Origin of the sequence: Jeongeupia wiesaeckerbachi, from assembly GCF_050916355.1 — a bacterium.
Lineage (GTDB): Bacteria > Pseudomonadota > Gammaproteobacteria > Burkholderiales > Chitinibacteraceae > Jeongeupia > Jeongeupia wiesaeckerbachi.
Genome location: NZ_CP136946.1, coordinates 109,384 through 128,365, shown reverse-complemented (window position 1 = coordinate 128,365; position 18,982 = coordinate 109,384). Strand labels below are relative to the sequence as shown.

Sequence of the window (18,982 nt, the reverse complement as noted above, 5' to 3'; positions counted from 1 at the left end):
AAATGAGACACTTATACGTGTGACTCGGGCGCAAGCCCGGAGCAGATTGGTTTGAGCGAAACCGGTTTGCTTGAGCGTCTCATCTCTCCCTGTAGCAAGTTCCACCCCGCCACGTGCGGGGTGTTTTTTTGCCTGCTCGTGGCGCCTGCCATGCTAGCCTCGGGTCAGAAGGAGGGTGTATGGACAAGACGGCACTGCTGAAAATGCTCGAGAACGGCCGCGACAATGCCTTGTTGCGTTTGTCGCTCGGCACGCTGTATCTGAACGACGGCGAGATCGCCTCGGCCATCGAACACCTGCGCAAGGCGGTCGAGCTTGATCCGGCTTATTCGGCCGCCTACAAGCTGCTCGGCAAGGCCTTGCTGCAGGCCGGCGACACCGATGCCGCCGAGTCGGTCTGGCAGAGCGGGCTGATGGTGGCCGAAGGCCGCGGCGATATGCAGGCTGTGCGCGAGATCACGGTCTTCCTCAAGCGTATCGCCAAGGCGCGCAAAGCCGAGGAATAAGCCCGGGCAGCACGCACGGCGGGCTGCACACGCTTGTTGCCTTGTGCCGTCTGGGCCTCGCGCGCCTTGCCGGCACCGTCGGGCGGGCTTGCCGGCTACCCGCTCGGATGTTCACCGCGCCGCGCCGTTCCGGCGGGCCATTTTGCCGGGATGCGGCGCGGCGTTGCCGGTACAATTCGGCATGCGATTTTTTCCCCATTTTCCGTCATGACGCTTGCCGAGCTCTTCGCCGACAACGGCCCGCTGGCCGAGGCTTTCCCCGGTTACAAGCTGCGCCCGCAACAGCTGCAGATGGCCGAAGCCGTCGAGGCGACGCTGAACGAGCGCGGCCAGCTGATCGCCGAGGCCGGCACCGGCACCGGCAAGACCTTTGCCTATCTCGTCCCGGCGCTGCTGTCGGGCGGCAAGGTCATCGTCTCGACCGGCACCAAGACGCTGCAGGACCAGCTGTTCGCCCGCGATATTCCGACCGTGCGCGATCTGCTCAAGGTGCCGGTGACGATTGCGCTGCTCAAGGGGCGCGCCAACTACGTCTGTCACTACCATCTGGAGCAGGCAAGGCATAACGGCCGTTTCCGCTCGCGCGAAGACATCGTCGACCTGCAGAAGATCGAGCACTACGCCAAGCTGACGCAGTCCGGCGACAAGGCCGGCTGTACCGGCGTCGCCGAAGACGCCGCGATCTGGTCGCAGGTGACCAGTACGCGCGACAACTGCCTCGGCCAGGATTGCCCGCATCACAAGGACTGCTTCGTGCTCAAGGCGCGCAAGGATGCGCAGGAGGCCGACGTCGTCGTCGTCAACCATCACCTGTTCTTTGCCGACGTTTGGCTGCGCGACGAAGGCGCCGGCGAGCTGCTGCCGGCGTGCAATGCGGTGATCTTCGACGAGGCGCACCAGCTGCCCGAGGTGGCCAGCCTGTTCTTCGGCGAAACGATCGCATCGGGCCAGCTGGTGGAGCTGGCGCGCGATGCGCGTGCCGAGGCACTGGTCGTCGCCAAGGATTACGTCCACCTGCCGCAGGCGGCCGAAGCGCTGGAAAAAGTCGTCCGCGATTTCCGCCTGGCGTTCCGGCCCGAGCCGGCCAAGCATCCGCAGCATGAACTCGTCGGCAAATATCCGAAGTACGCCGACGCGCTCGATGCACTGATGCTCAAGCTGACCGAGCTCGCTGCCGAGCTGGAAAAACAGGCCGAGCGCGGCGAATCGCTGGCCAAGTGCTTCGAGCGTGCCAAGACGCTGCGCGAGACGCTGGCGGCGTGGTGCGAGCCGGATGATGCCGAGGCGGTGCACTGGATCGACATCACGCCGAACGGCTTCCTGCTGCACGCGACACCGCTGAACATCGCCGAGCTGTTCCGCAAGCAGCTTTATGCCGGCCAGAAGGCGTGGGTGTTCGCGTCGGCGACGCTGGCGGTCAACAACAGCTTCAAGCACTTCCAGCACGAGCTGGGATTGTGGGACGCCCGCTGCGAAACCTGGGACAGCCCGTTCGATTACAAGCAGCAGGCGGCGCTGTACGTGCCGCGCGACATGCCACAAGCCAACTCGCCCGAGTTCACCGCCAAGGTGGTCGAGCGCGCCTGGCCGCTGCTGCAACTGACGCAGGGCCACGCCTTCCTGTTGTTTACCAGCCTGCGGGCGATGCGCGAGGCGCACGAGCTGGTGACGCAACGGCTCAAGGACGCCGGGCTCGACTGGCCGGTGCTGCTGCAGGGGCAGGGCAGCCGGACCGAGCTGCTCGACAAATTCCGCGCGTCGCCGAACGCCATCCTCGTCGCCAGCCAGACCTTCTGGGAGGGGATCGACGTGCGCGGCGAGCAGTTGTCCTTGGTGGTGATCGACAAGCTGCCGTTCTCGCCGCCCGACGACCCGGTATTGTCGGCGCGGGTCGAGCAGCTGGCCAAGGAAGGCCGCAATGCCTTTATCGATTATCAGCTGCCGCACGCGGCGATCACGCTCAAGCAGGGCGCTGGCCGGCTGATTCGCGACGAGACCGATACCGGCATCCTGATGATTGCCGACAACCGTCTCGTCGACAAACCGTACGGCAAGGTGCTGTGGAAGAGCCTGCCGCCGATGTTCCGCACCCGCGAACTCGAAACCGTTCAACGCTTCTTTGAGGCAAAGCGCCAGCATGGCCGTGAAACGCAAAACGACTAGAAAGCAGGGCGGCTTCCTCCGCCGGATCAAGCAGCTGCTGGTGCTGATGCTCGTGCTGGTCATCGCCGCCGGCGGTGGCTTGTACTGGTATGCGGTGACGCCGCAGTCGCAGAAGGTGCCGCTGACGTTCAATGTCGGCCCCGGCAGCGTTACGCGCATTGCCGATCAGCTGGAAAAACAGGGCGCGACCGATTCGGCCCTGCTGTTCCGCGTGCTGGCGCGGCTGTCCGGGCAGGAGACCCGCCTCAAGGCCGGCGTCTACCGGATGGATGCGCCGACCAGCCCATGGGCGCTGATTGACAAACTGGCGCGCGGCGATGTCGTCGAGGTGGCCTTCACCATCGTCGAAGGCTGGAACTGGCGCGACGTCCGGCGTGCCTTGGTCGCCGAGACGCAACTCGGTAACGATCTGGCGCCGCTCGACGATGCGGCGCTGCTGAAGGCGCTGAAGATCGATGCCAGCAGCCCGGAAGGGCTGTTCTTCCCCGATACCTATCACGTGAACCCGGGCAGCTCCGAGCTGGCGCTGCTCGAACGCGCCCATGCGCGGATGCAGACGAAGCTGGACGCCGTCTGGGCGCAGCGCGCGCCCGACCTCCCGGTCAAATCGCCGCAGGATGCGCTGATCATGGCGTCGCTGGTCGAGAAGGAAACCGGGCACGGCGGCGACCGGCCGATGATTGCCGGCGTGTTTGCCAACCGCTTGAAGATCGGCATGCGATTGCAGACCGACCCGACGGTGATCTACGGCATGGGCGAGGCGTATACCGGCAAGCTGCGCAAGGTCGATCTGCAGACCGATACGCCGTACAACACCTATACCCGCGCCGGCTTGCCGCCGACGCCGATCGCGATGCCGGGTGAGGCCTCGCTGATGGCAGCGGTGCGCCCGGCAACGACGTCGGCCTTGTACTTCGTATCGCGCGGCGACGGCACCTCGCAGTTTTCGAGCAGCCTCGAGGAACACAATACCGCGGTCAACCGCTACATCCGCGGCCGCTGAGCGGCACGGCTAGACGCAGAGCCGGCCGATCTTCTCGGCAAAATGGTCGACGGCGGCCCAGTCCGTGTACTCGATCACGGTGCCAGGGGCGGTCGGCCCGTCGCTGATGGCCATGATCAGCCGGATCATCAGCCGGTCGAACCAGCGGTAACGCGGATAGTCGAGCCGGCCGGCAAAAGCGGTGGCCAGTGCCGGCTGCAGCTGGTGCTTCGCCAGCCATCGGCGCAGGTAGGCGTTGTGCTCGGGGCTGTCCTTGCCTGGCTTGCGGGCGCTGAGGTTGACCGATGCGATCGCGACCGGCTTGCACGCCAGGGTATCCCGCCGCGTCTGCAAGAAGCGTTCGGCTTCTGGCAGGTGGCTGCCATAGCGGACGGCGGCGATCACGACGATGGCGTCGGCCGCCGACAGCATCGCCGCATCGGGCGTTTGCCGGGTGAGGTCGCACAGCATGACCGCATCGTCGCGGCGGCGTCGTGCCAGGCGATCGGCAATCCTTGCCGCCTGCCCGTCACGGCTGGCGTAGCAGATCAATAAGGTATCCATGTCGATAGCGTACGCAGCGGCGCATTGGGCCACCTTGCGCCCGGTCATGGTGGCCGTTGTGTAGTCTCAGGGAAATTCACTACGCAAAAAGGCTTGATGCCCATGTTGCACTGCGTAAAATCAAATTACGGTTTTGCCTTGGCAGATGTACTGCATGCGGTACGGTGCCTGGTTGTGGCCAGGCCGAGAATGAGCATTCCCGAATAGAGCAAAGGGGATGATAGGCGCCAGAATCAAGGCGTTTCTGGGCTGCCAGACCATGGTGGCAACGGGTCACGGCGACCTACCCATAATCGCCGAAGACCATAACTCGTTCGACCCCCGGGCGGGGGAAGCAGCGCTTGCCCTGCCTACCGATGAGGTGGTTGTTGCATTGCGGCGTAGTTCCGCAATTGCAATTACAAGGAGGTCGTCATGAACGGACAAGAGAGTAGAGCAGATGCGCGCGGTGGTGGAGCACATGAAGTGGTCCGCTGTCGCGATTGCGGCATCACCCATCAGCGTGTCAATGCCTTGGGTGTATGTACCGCCTGCATGACGATGCGGGCACTTGATTATGCGGCCAGCCGCCACAGCGCCAGCAATGCTGCGGCGGCATATCGCAACTGAACATCGATCCGGCCGAGGCCGGGGCGTTGTAGCACGGCAATCATCACGGCAACTTAGACCGCGCCCAAAAGGCGCGGTTTTTTTTGCGCGGTTGCTCCGCCGCTGTCCCAGCGCCAAAAGAAAAACGGGCCTTGCGGCCCGTTTCTCAAGCATTGCAGCATCAGTGGATGCCGCCGCTTTCCTTGTAACGATTCTCCAGCCAGCTGACCCCGGCAGCCATGACCAGCGTCATGACCAGATACATGATCGAGATCACCAGATAGGGCTCCATATAGCGCGAGTAGGCGCCGGCGACGGTGCGCGCGGCGTAGGCCAGCTCGGCCAGACCGATGGCGGACACGAGCGAGCTGTCCTTCAGCAACATGATCGCCTCGTTGCCCAGCGGTGGCAGCATGCGACGGAAGGCCTGCGGGATGATGACGAAACGCATCGTCTGCCAGTAGTTCATGCCGAGCGAACGGCTGGCTTCGAACTGGCCCTTGGCGATCGACTGGATGCCGGCGCGGAAGATCTCGGTGATATAGGCGCCCGAGTTCAGCGTCAGTGCTACCAGCCCGGACATGAAGGCGCCGTGTTCCTGGCGCAAATCGGCAGCGAGATCGCCATTGATCAGGATGCCGTCCACCGGATGAACCAGTAGCGGCATCACGGCAAAATGGATCAGCAGGATCTGTACGAACAGCGGTGTGCCACGGAAGAAGGTGACGTAGGCGTTGGCTGGCCAGCGTACGAAGAAGCGCAGCAGGTATTTCCATGCGCCGTGTTTGACTTCGGCGAGGCGAGCCATGCCCATGAAGAGGCCGATCAGGGTACCCAGGACCACCGCAATCATGGTGATCCACAGCGTCATCTTGATGCCGTCGATGAACAGCGCGCGGTATTCCCAGATGATCTGCAGCTGGACGTGCTGCAACAGCGGGACGCTTTGCTGAACCTGTGTCCAGAATTGGTCGAAATTCATAAGCTCGGTTTGGTTTCCGCAATAAAAGAAGCGCAACCCGTGGTGGCGAGTTGCGCTTTGTTGGCCGGGATTTTACCGCGCTTGCGCTTACTTGCCGAAGTACTTTTTATAGATGCGCTCGTAGCTGCCATCTGCTTTGATGGCCGCCAAACCCTTGTTGATCTGCTGCAGCATTTCCTTGTTGCCCTTCTTCACCGCGAAGCCGTAGTACTCCTTGGCAAAGCTGCTGTCATCGATGACCTTGAGCTTGTCGCTCTTGTTGTTGGCGATGAAGTTGACGATGACGCCGTTGTCGGCAACGACGGCATCGACCCCGCCGTTCAGCAGCTCCTTCAGCGCCAGTGGCGTCGATTCGAAGCGCCGGATGTCCGGGTTGGTCTTGCCGACGAGCTTCTGCACGATCTCGTCACCGGTCGTACCGGTCTGCACGCCGATCTTCTTGCCCTTCAGGTCGGCGAATTTGGTGATCTTGCTGCCGGGGCCGACCGCGATCAGCTGCTTGGCTTCGAAGTAGGGGTCGGAAAAATCCATCGTCAACTTGCGCTCGGGCGTGATCGTGACCGCCGAGGCGACGATGTCGCGGTCGCCGGTCGACAGCGTGGCGAAAATGCCTTCCCACGGCGTATTGATGAACTTCACCTTGAAGCCCGCCTTGGCCGCGACGGCGCTGAGCACGTCGATATCGAAGCCGACAGCCTGCTGCTTTTCGTTCAGCGACTCGAAGGGGGCATACGCGGCGTCGGTGGCGACCTGGAAGGTCTTGTCGGCGGCGTGTGCTGGGGCTGCGGCGAGCAGCGCGGTCGCGGTCAGTGCGGCAAGCAGGGTCGAGGCGATCGGTTTCATTGAGGCGTCCTTTCTTTGGTGGGGAGGGGCCGCTCGGTCGGCGGCTAAAGGCTTGCATTGGCCTCTTTGCTGAGCCTAGAGGCGCTGGCGGGGCAGGCAGTATAGGGAGATTCCCTAGGGCTGCAGTCTGGTATAGCAGATGGATTTCGGTCGGGTTTCGATGAGTTATGCGTTGTGCTTTCAATGCGGCATGCAAGGCGTAAGAAACCGGCCTTTGTGTCTCGAAAGCGAAAAAAAACCGCCCCGAAGGGCGGTTTTCATTCCATCGACATCGATCAGGCGTCGCGGGTTTCGATTTGCACCAGCGGTGCGGCATCGGTCGCGACTGTTGCATCGGCGTGACGACGCGGGGCGCGTGCGGGCGCAGCGGCGACCGGCTCGGCGACAACCGCGGCATCTGCCACCGTTTCGACCTGTTGCAGCGACACGGTTTCAACCGTCTCCGCAGCCTTCGGTGCATCGCTGCGACGACGACGACGCGGCTTGGTATCGGTTTCGACGGCAACCACCGGTGTCACGGCGACATCGTTGCGGGTCGAGACCATGACCAGACCGGCGGCTTCCGGCGTTGCGACTTCGAGTACTGGCGCAGCGGCCGGAGCCGGAGCAACCGGTGCAGCTGCCGGAGCGGCTTCGAAAGGCAGACCAGCCTGGCTCGGGACCGGCGTGGTCTCGGCCGGTGCAGCGTCCACCAGCGCTGCGGCTGCGACTTCGGTCGTCTGGACCGGGGCGGCGACGACAGGCTCGGCGACGGTTTCGGCTGCCACGGTTTCGACAGGCACTTCGCTGGCGATGACCGCCGGCTGAGCCGGTTCCTCTGCCACAGCAACAGCGGCCGGCTCGGTTGCGGTAATCACTTCAACTGCCGGTTCGATGACCTGAGCCGTTTGCGGTGCCTGCTCGACAACCGGCGCGGCGACCACTTCGGCGGCGACCACGGCGGCAGCGGCTTCGACGGCCGGTGCGCTGGCTTCCTGGACACCTTCATCCGCAGATGCATCGGCCTGAGCTTCGGTCTGCTCGCTACGCTCACCGCGATTGCCACCACGGCGGCCACGACGACGACGGCTACGGCCTTCGCCTTCGGTCGGTGCGGCTACCGGTGCGGCGCCCTCGGTCGGCTCGACAGTTGCTGCAGCGAGGATTTCAGCTTCGACGGCTTCGTCCTTCACCGGTGCCGGTTGCGGCGCGCGTTCGTTACGCGGAGCGCGCGGTTCACGCGGCTGGCGCGGTTCACGCGGTTCGCGTTGCTCGCGGGCCTCGGCGTTACCGTTACGTTCTCCACGTTCGCTGCGCTCACCACGTTCAGCGCGCTGCTGATCACGGGCTTCGTTGCGTTGCTGACGGGCGTTCAGATCTTCTTCGATCCGCGGTTGCTTGCTGCGACGTTCCTTGTCGTTGCGCTGCTCGCTACGGGCTTCACCGCGCTCGGCAGGACGATCGCCGCGCTCGTTGCGCTCGTTACGGCCATCGCGTTCGCGACGATCGCCACGTTCACGTCGATCACCACGCTCGCCGCGACGGTTGTTGCCACCCGTCGACTGCGGGCGCTTGGCCGGCTCGGCCTGCGGTGCCGGTGCGGCGGCAACTGCTTCGGGTTCGCCACGGAACCAGCTGACGATGCGCGTCCACAGCGACGGACCGGCGGCGACGACAGGTGCGGCGGCTTCCAGCTTGATGTCATCTTGCTTGGAGACCGGCGCCGGTTGTGCCGGAGTGATGCCTTTGACGGCCGCTTCGGGACGCTTGGCCAGCTCTTCCTTGGCACGGCCCGGCTGATACGCTTCTTCGCTCGGCGCTTCGACCATGCGGTACGACGGCAGTGATTCGTCGAGCAGGTTCAGGTCGTCGTGGCGCAGACGGGTAATGTTGTAGTTCGGCGTCTCGAGGTGCGTGTTCGGGATCAGCATGACGCCGACCTTGAGGCGGGCTTCGACCGCGAACAGCTCGCTGCGCTTCTCGTTCAACAGGAAGGTCGCGACGTCGACCGGCACCTGCGCGTGGATCGCGCCGGTGTTGTCCTTCATCGCTTCTTCTTGAATGATGCGCAGGATGTGCAGCGCCGACGATTCGGTGCCACGAATGAAGCCGGTGCCGTGGCAGCGCGGGCAGGCGATATGGGTGGTTTCTTCCAGCGACGGCTGCAGGCGCTGACGCGAGAGTTCCATCAGGCCGAAGCGGCTGATCTTGCCGGTCTGCACGCGAGCACGGTCGTGATGCAGCGCATCGCGCAGGCGGTTCTCGACTTCGCGCTGGTTCTTCGGGTTTTCCATGTCGATGAAGTCGATGACGATCAGGCCGCCGACGTCACGCAGACGCATCTGGCGGGCGATTTCATCCGACGCTTCAAGGTTGGTGCGCAGCGCGGTTTCCTCGATATCGGAACCCTTGGTGGCGCGCGCCGAGTTGACGTCGATCGAGTACAGCGCCTCGGTCTTGTCGATGACGATGGCGCCGCCCGACGGCAGCGATACTTCGCGGGCAAACGCGGTTTCGATCTGGTGTTCGATCTGGAAGCGCGAGAACAGCGGGACGTCGTCCTGGTACAGCTTGACCCGGTTCACATTGCCCGGCATCACGTGACTCATGAACTGGCGGGCTTGTTCGTAGATGTCGGCCTTGTCGATGAGGATTTCACCGATTTCCGGCTGGAAATAGTCGCGGATGGCGCGGATGACGAGGCTCGATTCCTGATAGATCAGGAAGGCGCCGTTCTGCGTGGTGCCGGCACCTTCGATGGCGCGCCACAGTTGCAGCAGGTAGTTCAGGTCCCACTGCAGCTCTTCGGCGGCGCGGCCGATCGCAGCGGTACGTGCGATCAGGCTCATGCCTTGCGGCGTTTCGAGCTGATCCATCGCTGCGCGCAGCTCCTGACGCTCGTCACCCTCGATGCGGCGCGACACGCCACCACCACGCGGGTTGTTCGGCATCAGAACGAGATAACGGCCGGCGAGGCTGATATAGGTGGTCAGCGCCGCGCCCTTGTTGCCACGTTCGTCCTTCTCGACCTGGACGATCAGTTCCTGGCCTTCGCGCAGCTGATCGGCAACGCGGCCGCGGCCGCCGTCGTCGGACATATAGGAACGAGCGATTTCCTTGAACGGCAGGAAACCATGGCGATCACAACCGTAGTCGACGAAGCAGGCTTCGAGACTCGGTTCGATCCGGGTGATGACACCCTTGTAGATATTCGATTTCCGTTGTTCTTTGCCAACGGTTTCGATGTCGAGATCGATCAGTTTCTGACCGTCGACGATCGCAACGCGAAGCTCTTCGGCTTGCGTTGCGTTGAACAGCATGCGTTTCATGAGGGCTCCTGCACGCACTGACGGCAGGGATGCCCGGCTACGCCAGCCGCCCGGCTAGCGCGATGTCGCGGGATGCCAACTGGGCATCGGGCGCATCTTGCGAAAGACTATTGCGGGGCGACGGGGAGTGTTCTGGCTCCAGAATCTGACTATTTGAGGGTCAATGTCGGGGCCGGCTTGGCCGGGCTGGCCGACGCCGATGAGTGGGCGCCGGCGGGAATCCGATGAGTGCGTGAATGGTATGAATCAATTACCATCGCTACTTGTTTTGCGGTGAGCGAAGTTAACCGCAACCCGGGACTTGGCCCCCGAAGCAGGACGTCTGGCGATGCCCGCGCTCTCACTCTGGGCCCGATGAAAGATCAGGGCTGAGGGGTACAGCATGCTGTACGGCGGGAAGGGAGTCGCCGGCGTATCCGGACGAAGAGGCAAAGAACGGAATGAAAAACGGGCCGGAATAATGGCCGGCGCTGACCGGACGGCGTCGCAGCGATTTCGCCTGCGAGGCCAGTAAAAACGGGCAGCGTGCCAACGAGTATATGTCAATATGTCTGAAACGAGCAAAGCGTCTGTCACATTCGTTGAAATCGGTCCCGAAGAGGCCGGACAGCGCCTCGACAACTACCTGATTCGCCGCCTCAAGGGGGTGCCGAAAAGCCATATTTACCGCATCGTTCGTGGTGGTGAAGTGCGGGTAAACAAGGGGCGAACCGACGTCACCTATCGCCTGGCGGAGGGCGACGTACTGCGGATTCCACCGGTGCGTGTTGCCGAACGACCGGCGAGCACGGCGGTGCAGGCCGCCAGTGGTCAGCTCGAGCTGGAAATCCTGTTCGAGGACGATGCGCTGATCGCGATCAACAAGCCGTCCGGCATCGCCGTGCATGGCGGTTCCGGGATCAGCTTCGGCGTGATCGAGCTGCTGCGCGCGCAGCGGCCGCAGGCCAAGTTCCTCGAACTCGTGCACCGGCTCGATCGCGAGACCTCGGGCTTGCTGCTGATCGCCAAAAAGCGCTCGGCACTGATCAAGCTGCACGAGATGCTGCGCGACAATCACCAGATCGATAAACGCTATCTGGCGCTGGTGCAGGGCGTGTGGCCCGAGCCGCGCAGTCACGTGCGCTTCAAACTGTTGAAATACGAAACGCCCGAAGGCGAGCGTCGGGTCAAGAAATCGGCGGACGGTTTGACCTCGCATACGGTGGTCAACCGCAAGACCAAGTTTGCCGATGCATCCTTGCTGGAATGCGAGCTGAAAACCGGTCGTACCCACCAGATACGCGTGCACCTGGCCGAAAGCGGCCACCCTATCCTTGGCGACGACAAGTACGGTGATCCGGCGTTGAACCGGCTGTTGCCGCGTGCCGGGCTCAAGCGCATGTTCCTGCATGCTTGGCGCTTGACGCTGAGCCACCCGCTGACGGCGGACAAACTGACCTTGGAAGCGCCGCTGCCCAAGGAATTGCAAACCTATCTGGATACCCTTGCCGAATGAGTCGACGTTTCGATCTGCTGGTCTTTGACTGGGATGGCACGCTGATGGATTCGACCGGCACCATCGCCCGGTCGATCCAGGCGGCGTTTGCCGACGTGGGACTGGCGGTGCCGAATGATCAGGATGCCCGCTATGTGATCGGCTACGGGCTGAACGAAGCGATGCAGCATCTGGCGCCCGGCGTCGACGATGCCACGATCAAGCGCATTGTCGATGCCTACCGCCATCACTATTTGTCCGGCGATCATGCGCTGCTGTTGTACGACGGCGTGCGCGAAGGGCTTGATGCCTTTGCCGAGGCGGGGTTCGAGATGGCGGTGGCGACCGGCAAGTCGCGCGCCGGGCTGGATCGCGTACTGGCGTCGACCGGCCTCGGTCGTTACTTCGTCGCGACGCGGACCGCCGACGAGACGTTCTCGAAGCCGCATCCGGCGATGCTTGAGCAACTGCTTGAGGTCACCTTCACCGGAGCCGATCGGGCGGTGATGATCGGCGATACGACACACGATCTGCAGTTGGCCAGTAATGCGCGCTGTGCCAGTCTGGGCATGAGCTACGGCGCGCACCCGATCGATCAGCTGCAAGCGTGTGCGCCGCTGGCGATTTTCGACGATTTTCCATCGCTGACCCGCTGGGTGCTGGCGGATGGCTGAACCGATTTGCCGCGGCGCCGATCTGGTCGACGGCGGCCTCGGCGTGCGCTTTGACGTCGAGCTGGGCGGGGCGACGCGCCCGGCCTTCGTCGTCCGCCACGACGGCAAGGTCTACGCCTATGAAAACGCCTGCGCGCATGTCCCGGTCCAGCTCGATTATCGCGATGGTGAATTCTTCGATCTTTCAAGGCGCTATCTTGTCTGCGCTACCCACGGCGCCTACTATGCGCCAGAGACCGGGCTCTGCCTTGGTGGCCCTTGCCCGGGGCGCAGGCTGGCCGCGATCGACGTTGTCGAACATGACGGCGCCGTCTGGCTGCAAGACCCGAAAACAAACTTCAAACCGTTGAACTGACAAGGCACCAATCCATGCAAGAACCTTGGGAGCGCCAGGCGCTGACCGATCTGCTGCAAGCCGGCATCAAGGAGCAGCGCAGTGCACGGCGCTGGGGCATTTTCTTCAAGCTGCTGGGCTTCGGCGTGCTGTTGCTGGTGCTGGCCGGTATTTTCGGCTGGTTCGGTCCGAAGGAGCTCGACAGCGTCTCGACGGGTCCGCATACCGCGCTGGTGCGGCTGGACGGCGAAATCGCCGCCGGTGGCGAGGGCGACGTCGTGCCGGTGATCGACGGCCTCAAGGCAGCCTACGACGATCGCAACACCAAGGCCGTCGTGCTCGAAGTCAACAGCCCGGGCGGCAGCCCGGTGCAGGCTGGCCAGTTGAACGATGCGATGCGCGCATTGCGCAAGCAGCACCCGAAGGTGCCGCTCTACGTCGTGGTTGGCGACATCTGCGCTTCGGGTTGTTACTACGCCGCCGTCGCCGCCGACAAGATTTTCGTCGACAAGGCCTCGATCGTCGGTTCGATCGGCGTGTTGATGGACGGTTTCGGCTTCACCGGCGCAATGGACAAGGTCGGCGTCGAGCGTCGCCTGGTCACCGCCGGCAAGAACAAGGGTTTCATGGATCCGTTTTCGCCGATGAATCCCGAACAGCGTGGCAAGGCGCAGGCGATGGTTGACGAGATTCATCAGCAGTTCATCGATACCGTCAAGGCCGGCCGTGGCAAGAAGCTGGCGCAGGACGAGCCCGACCTGTTCTCGGGGCTGGTATGGAGTGGGGCGACCGGCATCAAGCTCGGCCTGGCCGATGCGCTGGGTTCGGTCGACAGCGTGGCGCGTGACGTGGTCAAGGCCGAGGATGTCGTCGATTTCACGACCCAGCCGAGCTATCTCGATCGCTTTGCCAAGCGTGTCGGCGTCAGCGCCGCTGCCCATCTGGGTACGCAGTTGCTCGGCTATTCGGTCCGGTAAACCATGGCCAGGCGCAAGCACGACGAAGAGCACGAGAGCCATGAACGCTGGCTGGTCTCGTACGCGGATTTCATCACGCTGCTGTTCGCATTCTTCGTCGTGATGTACGCGATTTCTTCGGTCAACGAAGGCAAGTACCGGGTGTTGTCGGACTCGCTGGTCAGCGCATTTCGCAACCAGACGCCGTCCAGCATCAGCGTGATCCAGCTGCCGAACCAGGCACATGCCGGTACGCCGCCGCGGCTTGCCGCGTCGGCGGTTGCCCGGGCACCTGAACTCGAAGCGCAGGCGAAGAAGATGCGCGGCATGGCCGGCGATATTCGCAGCGCACTCGGCCCCTTGATCGAGCAGGGCAAGGTGAGGGTCACGCACTCCAAGCGGGGCATCGCGGTCGAAATCAGCGACAGCGTGCTGTTCGACCTGGCGCGGGCCGAGCTGCAACCCGAATCGGTAACCATGCTCAAAACCGTCGCCGAGCTGGTCAAGGACAACGACAACCTGATCCAGGTCGAAGGCCATACCGACAACCAGCCGATCCGGTCGACGCAATACCCGTCGAATTGGGAGTTGTCGTCGGCGCGCGCGGCCAGCGTGGTCAGGCTGTTTGCTGAAAACGGCATCGCGCCGCGGCGGATGGTCGCGATCGGCTACGCCGAATTCCGCCCGGTGGAGCCGAATGAGTCTGCCGACGGCCGCGCCCGCAACCGGCGGGTGACGCTCAATATCCTTGCCGACAACAAGGACGAGGTGGCGGTGCTGCCACTCGAAACACCGCACCCGACGCCGGCCGCGCAATAGCGCGCGGCCGCATTTGTCCTTGCTTAGAATTTGCCCCAAGGCTTGACCTGACCGGCAGCGTCGATGGCGACGACGTCGATGGTGCCGGGGGTATATGGCCCCATGCCCGGGCTGTTCGCCGGCATGCCCGGTGCCGAGATGGCCTTGATGCCCTTGGGCTTTTGCTTCAACAGCCGATCGATGGCGGCGACAGGCACATGGCCTTCGATCGCATATTGGCCGACGATCAGCGTGTGGCACGATGGCGCGGCAGCGGTGCCGTAGCGGGTCTTGATGCTCGACATGTCGTTGCTTTCGATCTGCTTGATCTGCCAGCCCTGTTGCTCCAGGTAGCGGGCATGCTCACCGCAGCAGCCGCAACCCGGCGACTTGTATAGCGTGGCCTGTGGTCCGGCCCAGACGGTGGTCGAGAAGGCGAGCAGTGCGCCGATGAGGGTCATGTGTTTCATGATGGAATCCTTTGGACGACTTGCCGCGCCCGAACGGCGCGGCCGAGGGCGTTCAGTTCAGTTTGATCTGGGTGTGCATGCCGGCTTCGTAGTGGCCGGCGATATGGCAGGCAAGCACGATGCCGCCGCTCACCGCTTTGTCGAACTTCCAGATCAGCGTCTTGCTGGCACCGGGGGCAAGCGACACCGTGGTCGGATCAGCCTCGTGTTGCATGCCCGGCATTTTCCGCATCATTTCCGCGTGGGCGCGCTGGCTGGCCGCATCGCCGATGGCGAATTCGTGCGTCAACTGCCCCGGGTTGCTGACCACAAAGCGTATCGTTTCGCCCTTGCTGATCGTGCCGACGGCAGGTTCGAACGCGAACTTCATCGTATCGAGTGTCCGGACCTGAATGGTCCGGGTAACGTCGGCGGCGCGGCCGGGCCGGCCGAAACTGTCGTGATCACCAGCGTGCTGGCCGCTGGCAAAGGCCGACGACGCAAACAGGGTGGCGACGACGGCGAGGAGTATCGTTTTCATTGGGTGTTTCCTGGCTAGCCGGCCGGCGCGCAGCAAGGCTGTGCCTGCTTCAGCGCACCGCGCGGCAGTAAATGGTCCGGAGTCGGTCTAGTGCCGACCTGGGCGTCGATCTGGAATGGGGAGGCTGGGCGCGAGACGCAGCGCGTCTCGGAGGGGTGGCTTAATGCCGAGGGGGCTTGCGCGCGGGGGCGGAGACGATGTCGAGCGTGGACGGCGAGACGGCCGCGACGCGGATCGGGGTGAGCGCGGGCAGGGCCGGCGCTTGCTGGACGACGATCGGCGGCGTGCACGCCGCGCAGTGGACGGTATCGCACTGCGACTTGCTGACGGTGCCGCTATCGGCATGACAGTCATGTCCTTGCTTTGCTTCGCTTGTTGCGTGCGTCAGCACAGGCGCAGGCTGAACCGCTGTTGCCGCGTACAGCGACTGCAGCGGCAGCATGCACATCAGCGCCAGCAAGAGCCAGCGTCCGAGTCGGGGGCGAAGGGCAAGGAAGGACACGCACATACCCCGCCAGTGTATGTTGCGAGTCCCGTGTTGGCAAACGACGCCACCGCGGCGGCGGTCGTCGAGCTGACACAGTTGCGGCACTATACTGGCCACCCCCATTCATGATTCCGGCCATGGTTTCCGCTCTTCGCCAACACCCCGATGTGTTGATCCGCACGACCCGTCTGCTGTACCGCAACGCCGTCATCGGTCAGGTAATGAGCATCGTGATCGCCTCGCTGCTGTGCTTTGGCCTGCGCGATGCGCTGCCGGAAGCCGAGCTGTTTGGCTGGTTGCTGCCGGTCTTGCTGATGTCTTTGCTGCGGATCGGTCTGGCCTACGGCTATCGACGCGCACCGGACGATCTGGCCTCGGCGTTGCTGTGGCGTCGGCGCTACCTGATCGGTACCGCGCTGGTGGCATTGTGGTGGGGCGCTGGTGCGCTGGTCTTCATGTTCGGCATGCCGCCGGCGCCGCGGTTGGTCATTTCGCTGGTCGTTTGCGGCATGGTCGCCGGCGCGGTGCCGGTTCTCGCGCCGGTGCTGCCTGCCTTGCAGTTTTACGCTGCGATGCTGGTGCTGCCGGTCACGGTGACGGCGCTGGCCAATGGCGAATCCTACGACGCGCTGATTGCGGTGATGTCGTTACTGTTTCTCTACACCGTGCTGCGCAGTGCCGGCTTCTTCAACGAAATGCTGGCCGAGGCGATCGAACTGGAGATCGAGAAGGGCGGTCTGAACGACGAATTACGGGCGGCGACGCACGAGGCCGAGGCGGCCAGCCGTGCCAAAAGCGAATTTCTGGCCAATATCAGTCACGAAATTCGTACCCCGATGAACGGCATCGTCGGCATGGCCCAGTTGCTGGAGCATCAACCGCTCGATGCCGCCAGCCGGGAACAGGTGACGGTGATCCGCTCGTCGACCGATGCCTTGCTGACGCTGGTCAACGATGTGCTGGACCTGTCGCGGATCGAAGCCGGTCATTTCAATCTGGCGCCGCTGCCGTTCTCGCCGCAGGAGCTGCTTGAGTCGCTGGCGAAGATGTTCGGTCCGCAGGCGCAATTGCGCGGGCTGACCTTGCACTGGCCCGAGACGGCGTTGCCGCCGGCGCTGTATGGCGATCCGGTGCGTTTGAAGCAGATCTTCGTCAACCTGATTGGCAATGCGCTCAAGTTCACGCCACAGGGACGGATCGACGTGCGGATTGCGCTGACGTTACGCGAGGCCGACGTCGTCGAATGGCATGCCAGCGTCGCCGATACCGGCATCGGCGTGCCGTCGGCACAGGTTGGACGGATTTTCGAGGCGTTTTCTCAGGCCGACAGCTCGATTTCACGCCAGTACGGCGGCACCGGTCTGGGGCTGTCGATTTCGCGCCGACTGGTGCGGATGATGCAGGGCGAGCTCTGGGTCGAGGCGAATCCGGGCGGCGGCAGCGTGTTCCACTTTACCGCGATGCTGCTGGCGTGCGATGCCAGCGCCCTGCCAAGCCAGCCCGCTGCGGCGCGACCGCTGTCGGTGCTGGTGGCCGAGGACAATCCGGTCAACCGGCTGGTCGCCGAGCGGTTGTTGCAGGCGCAGGGGCATCGGGTTCGGCTTGCGAGCAACGGTCAGCAGGCGATCGAGGCGGCGCGCGCTGGCGGGCTGGACCTGATCCTGATGGATCTGCAGATGCCCGAGCTGGACGGCCTGGCCGCGACCCGCTGCATTCGTAGTGCCGAGGATGTGACCGGCCGGCCGCGGGTGCCGATTGTCGCGCTGTCGGCCAATGGCATGGTCGAAGAAAAAACCGCCTGCCTGATTGCCGGGATGGACGATTTTCTGGAGAAACCACTGCAGCAGGAGGCGTTGGCGCGGCTGCTCTCGCGGGTGGCGGCCGGCGAGTTCGCCGGGCACTGACCCGCCGGCCCGGTGCAGACAATAGGCCGGGCATCGTGTACATTCCGTAACCGTTTTCGTTCTCCACGAGGCCCTCGCCTCGACCACATGGACCCTGCGCTTAGTCAGTTCTTTATGCTCACCGGAGCCCTGCTCCTGGTCTTCCTCAATGGCTTCTTCGTCGCCGCCGAATTTAGCCTCGTCAAGCTTCGCCCGACACGGGTCAAGGCCATCGCCAAGGCTTGGGGTTTCCGCGGCCGCATGCTCGCCCGGGTCCACCATGACCTCGACGCTTACCTTTCCGCCTGCCAGCTCGGCATCACGCTCGCATCGCTCGGCCTGGGCTGGGTTGGCGAGCCGGTCTTTGCCGCACTGATTGAACCGGTATTCGGCTGGGTCGGCATCGGCAGCCCGGCGCTGGTTCACACCGTTTCCTTTGTGTTTGCCTTCAGTACGATTTCCTTTCTGCACATCGTCGTTGGTGAGCTTGCGCCGAAATCAATGGCGATCCGCATGGCCGAGAAGGTCGGCTTGTGGACCGCGGCGCCGTTGTTTGGCTTCTACTGGGCGATGTATCCGGCGATCTGGCTGCTCAACAACAGCGCCTTCTGGCTGCTGCGGCTGATCCGACTCGACGTCGGTCACGGCCACGAAAGCCATTACTCGGCCGAAGAACTGAAGCTGATCCTGCGCGCCAACCGCGATGACCCGGCGTACAACAGCGATGCGATGCGGGTGCTGGCGCATTCGCTCGACTTCGGCAAACTGACCGTTGCCGATCTGATGCGGCCGTTTTCGGAAGCGGTGACGCTGCAGTGCGACGATCCGTGGAGCAAGCAGCTGGCGACGATCCGTGCGCACCGTTTCAGCCGCTATCCGGTGATCGGCGAAGATGATCACGTGCTCGGCATGGTTCACGTCAAGGATCTGCTGCTGCTGAGCAACGATGAGGACGAGCCCGATCTCGACGTCCATTTGCGCCCGGCCTTGCGCGTCAGCGAAGACCTGCCGGCCGATGAGTTGCTGCGGCGTTTTCGCGGCGGTGCGGTGCACTTCGCCATCGTCGGCCCCAAGGGCGAGCCGCCTTACGGTTTCATCACGCTCGACAATCTGCTGGGCGTGCTGGTTGGCGAAATCCGCGACGAATTCCGCCAGACCCACAACGATTGGCTCTGGCTCGACGACGGTAGCCTGATCGGCAAGGGTTCGCTGCCCTTGTTCACGCTGTCGCGTGCTTTGGGTGTCGATGTCGACAGTCCGGAGGCCGAATCGGTGGGCGGGCTGATTCAGGAAAAGCTCGGCCGGCTACCCGAGGAGGGCGAGCGGCTGGCGTTTGACGGGTTCAGTGTCGTCGTCAAGAAAATGCATGGTCCGCGCATTGTCAGCGTGCGGGTCATCCCGGCCCATTCGCCGAGCAATTAGCTGCACGACAAGCGATAACAGCGCCTTC

Annotated in this window: 18 protein-coding genes; 11 read left to right on the top strand and 7 right to left on the bottom strand. The window is 63.5% G+C overall.

Annotated features, from left to right (window positions below; all coding sequences use genetic code 11):
- Positions 1 to 179 precede the first annotated feature (179 nt).
- The 3 genes from R0382_RS00605 (at position 180) to mltG (ending at position 3,672) form a co-directional block, all read left to right on the top strand.
- Positions 180 to 506 carry a tetratricopeptide repeat protein gene (locus tag R0382_RS00605; RefSeq protein ID WP_432721566.1) on the top strand — a complete coding sequence of 109 codons (327 nt, stop codon included), beginning with the start codon at positions 180 to 182 and terminating at the stop codon, positions 504 to 506.
- Between the two features lie 207 nt (positions 507 to 713).
- On the top strand, positions 714 to 2,669 hold the full coding sequence (locus R0382_RS00600; protein ID WP_432721564.1) for an ATP-dependent DNA helicase: 1,956 nt from the start codon (positions 714 to 716) through the stop codon (positions 2,667 to 2,669).
- Positions 2,644 to 3,672, top strand: a complete 1,029-nt coding sequence (gene mltG, locus R0382_RS00595; RefSeq protein WP_432721562.1) for an endolytic transglycosylase MltG — start codon at positions 2,644 to 2,646, stop codon at positions 3,670 to 3,672. Before R0382_RS00600 ends, mltG begins: the two co-directional genes overlap by 26 nt.
- Before the next feature lie 9 nt (positions 3,673 to 3,681).
- Here mltG and hemG read toward each other — a convergent pair whose 3' ends face one another.
- Positions 3,682 to 4,215: a menaquinone-dependent protoporphyrinogen IX dehydrogenase gene (gene hemG / locus R0382_RS00590; protein ID WP_432721560.1), complete on the bottom strand. Its 534-nt coding sequence runs from the start codon at positions 4,213 to 4,215 to the stop codon at positions 3,682 to 3,684.
- A 414-nt stretch (positions 4,216 to 4,629) separates the two neighbouring features.
- Here hemG and R0382_RS00585 point away from each other — a divergent pair, with 414 nt between their 5' ends.
- Positions 4,630 to 4,824, top strand: coding sequence for a hypothetical protein (locus R0382_RS00585; protein ID WP_432721558.1), 195 nt, complete (start codon positions 4,630 to 4,632; stop codon positions 4,822 to 4,824).
- Positions 4,825 to 4,984: 160 nt separating this feature from the next.
- On the opposite strand, the gene R0382_RS00580 is transcribed toward R0382_RS00585, so the two are convergent.
- The 3 genes from R0382_RS00580 to R0382_RS00570 all read right to left on the bottom strand — a co-directional run bounded on the left by R0382_RS00580 (position 4,985) and on the right by R0382_RS00570 (position 9,936).
- Positions 4,985 to 5,785: an amino acid ABC transporter permease gene (locus R0382_RS00580; protein WP_432721557.1), complete on the bottom strand. Its 801-nt coding sequence runs from the start codon at positions 5,783 to 5,785 to the stop codon at positions 4,985 to 4,987.
- An 87-nt stretch (positions 5,786 to 5,872) separates the two neighbouring features.
- Positions 5,873 to 6,628 carry a basic amino acid ABC transporter substrate-binding protein gene (locus R0382_RS00575; protein ID WP_432721555.1) on the bottom strand — a complete coding sequence of 252 codons (756 nt, stop codon included), beginning with the start codon at positions 6,626 to 6,628 and terminating at the stop codon, positions 5,873 to 5,875.
- Between the two features lie 275 nt (positions 6,629 to 6,903).
- The gene (locus R0382_RS00570) at positions 6,904 to 9,936 is read right to left on the bottom strand and encodes an Rne/Rng family ribonuclease (protein ID WP_432721553.1); all 3,033 of its coding nucleotides are present in this window, start codon (positions 9,934 to 9,936) and stop codon (positions 6,904 to 6,906) included.
- A gap of 547 nt (positions 9,937 to 10,483) precedes the next feature.
- Between R0382_RS00570 and R0382_RS00565 the strand changes: the two genes are divergently transcribed.
- From R0382_RS00565 to motD, 5 genes are read left to right on the top strand one after another with little or no spacing between them, the layout of a single operon-like run.
- Positions 10,484 to 11,431 (top strand): RluA family pseudouridine synthase, encoded by a 948-nt coding sequence (locus R0382_RS00565; RefSeq protein ID WP_432721551.1) that lies wholly within the window; start codon positions 10,484 to 10,486, stop codon positions 11,429 to 11,431.
- Complete coding sequence (locus R0382_RS00560) at positions 11,428 to 12,084, top strand: HAD-IA family hydrolase (RefSeq protein ID WP_432721549.1); 657 nt, start codon at positions 11,428 to 11,430, stop codon at positions 12,082 to 12,084. The genes R0382_RS00565 and R0382_RS00560 overlap by 4 nt, the downstream gene beginning before the upstream one ends.
- On the top strand, positions 12,077 to 12,439 hold the full coding sequence (locus R0382_RS00555; protein ID WP_432721547.1) for a Rieske (2Fe-2S) protein: 363 nt from the start codon (positions 12,077 to 12,079) through the stop codon (positions 12,437 to 12,439). The genes R0382_RS00560 and R0382_RS00555 overlap by 8 nt, the downstream gene beginning before the upstream one ends.
- 14 nt (positions 12,440 to 12,453) lie before the next feature.
- Positions 12,454 to 13,395 carry a S49 family peptidase gene (locus R0382_RS00550; RefSeq protein WP_432721545.1) on the top strand — a complete coding sequence of 314 codons (942 nt, stop codon included), beginning with the start codon at positions 12,454 to 12,456 and terminating at the stop codon, positions 13,393 to 13,395.
- A 3-nt stretch (positions 13,396 to 13,398) separates the two neighbouring features.
- Positions 13,399 to 14,193 carry a flagellar motor protein MotD gene (gene motD, locus R0382_RS00545; protein WP_432721543.1) on the top strand — a complete coding sequence of 265 codons (795 nt, stop codon included), beginning with the start codon at positions 13,399 to 13,401 and terminating at the stop codon, positions 14,191 to 14,193.
- A gap of 23 nt (positions 14,194 to 14,216) precedes the next feature.
- Here the strand turns inward: motD and R0382_RS00540 are convergent, their stop codons facing one another.
- From R0382_RS00540 to R0382_RS00530, 3 genes are all read right to left on the bottom strand, one after another.
- Positions 14,217 to 14,642, bottom strand: a complete 426-nt coding sequence (locus R0382_RS00540) for a DUF411 domain-containing protein (RefSeq protein WP_432721541.1) — start codon at positions 14,640 to 14,642, stop codon at positions 14,217 to 14,219.
- Positions 14,643 to 14,694: 52 nt separating this feature from the next.
- Positions 14,695 to 15,162 (bottom strand): cupredoxin domain-containing protein, encoded by a 468-nt coding sequence (locus R0382_RS00535; RefSeq protein WP_432721539.1) that lies wholly within the window; start codon positions 15,160 to 15,162, stop codon positions 14,695 to 14,697.
- A 160-nt stretch (positions 15,163 to 15,322) separates the two neighbouring features.
- Positions 15,323 to 15,664 carry a hypothetical protein gene (locus R0382_RS00530; protein WP_432721537.1) on the bottom strand — a complete coding sequence of 114 codons (342 nt, stop codon included), beginning with the start codon at positions 15,662 to 15,664 and terminating at the stop codon, positions 15,323 to 15,325.
- A gap of 122 nt (positions 15,665 to 15,786) precedes the next feature.
- On the opposite strand from R0382_RS00530, the gene R0382_RS00525 reads away from it, so the two are divergent.
- Positions 15,787 to 17,553 (top strand): ATP-binding protein, encoded by a 1,767-nt coding sequence (locus R0382_RS00525; RefSeq protein WP_432721535.1) that lies wholly within the window; start codon positions 15,787 to 15,789, stop codon positions 17,551 to 17,553.
- A gap of 114 nt (positions 17,554 to 17,667) precedes the next feature.
- A complete protein-coding gene (locus tag R0382_RS00520) occupies positions 17,668 to 18,954 on the top strand; it encodes a hemolysin family protein (RefSeq protein ID WP_432721533.1) in 1,287 nt (428 codons plus the stop codon).
- Positions 18,955 to 18,982: the final 28 nt, after the last annotated feature.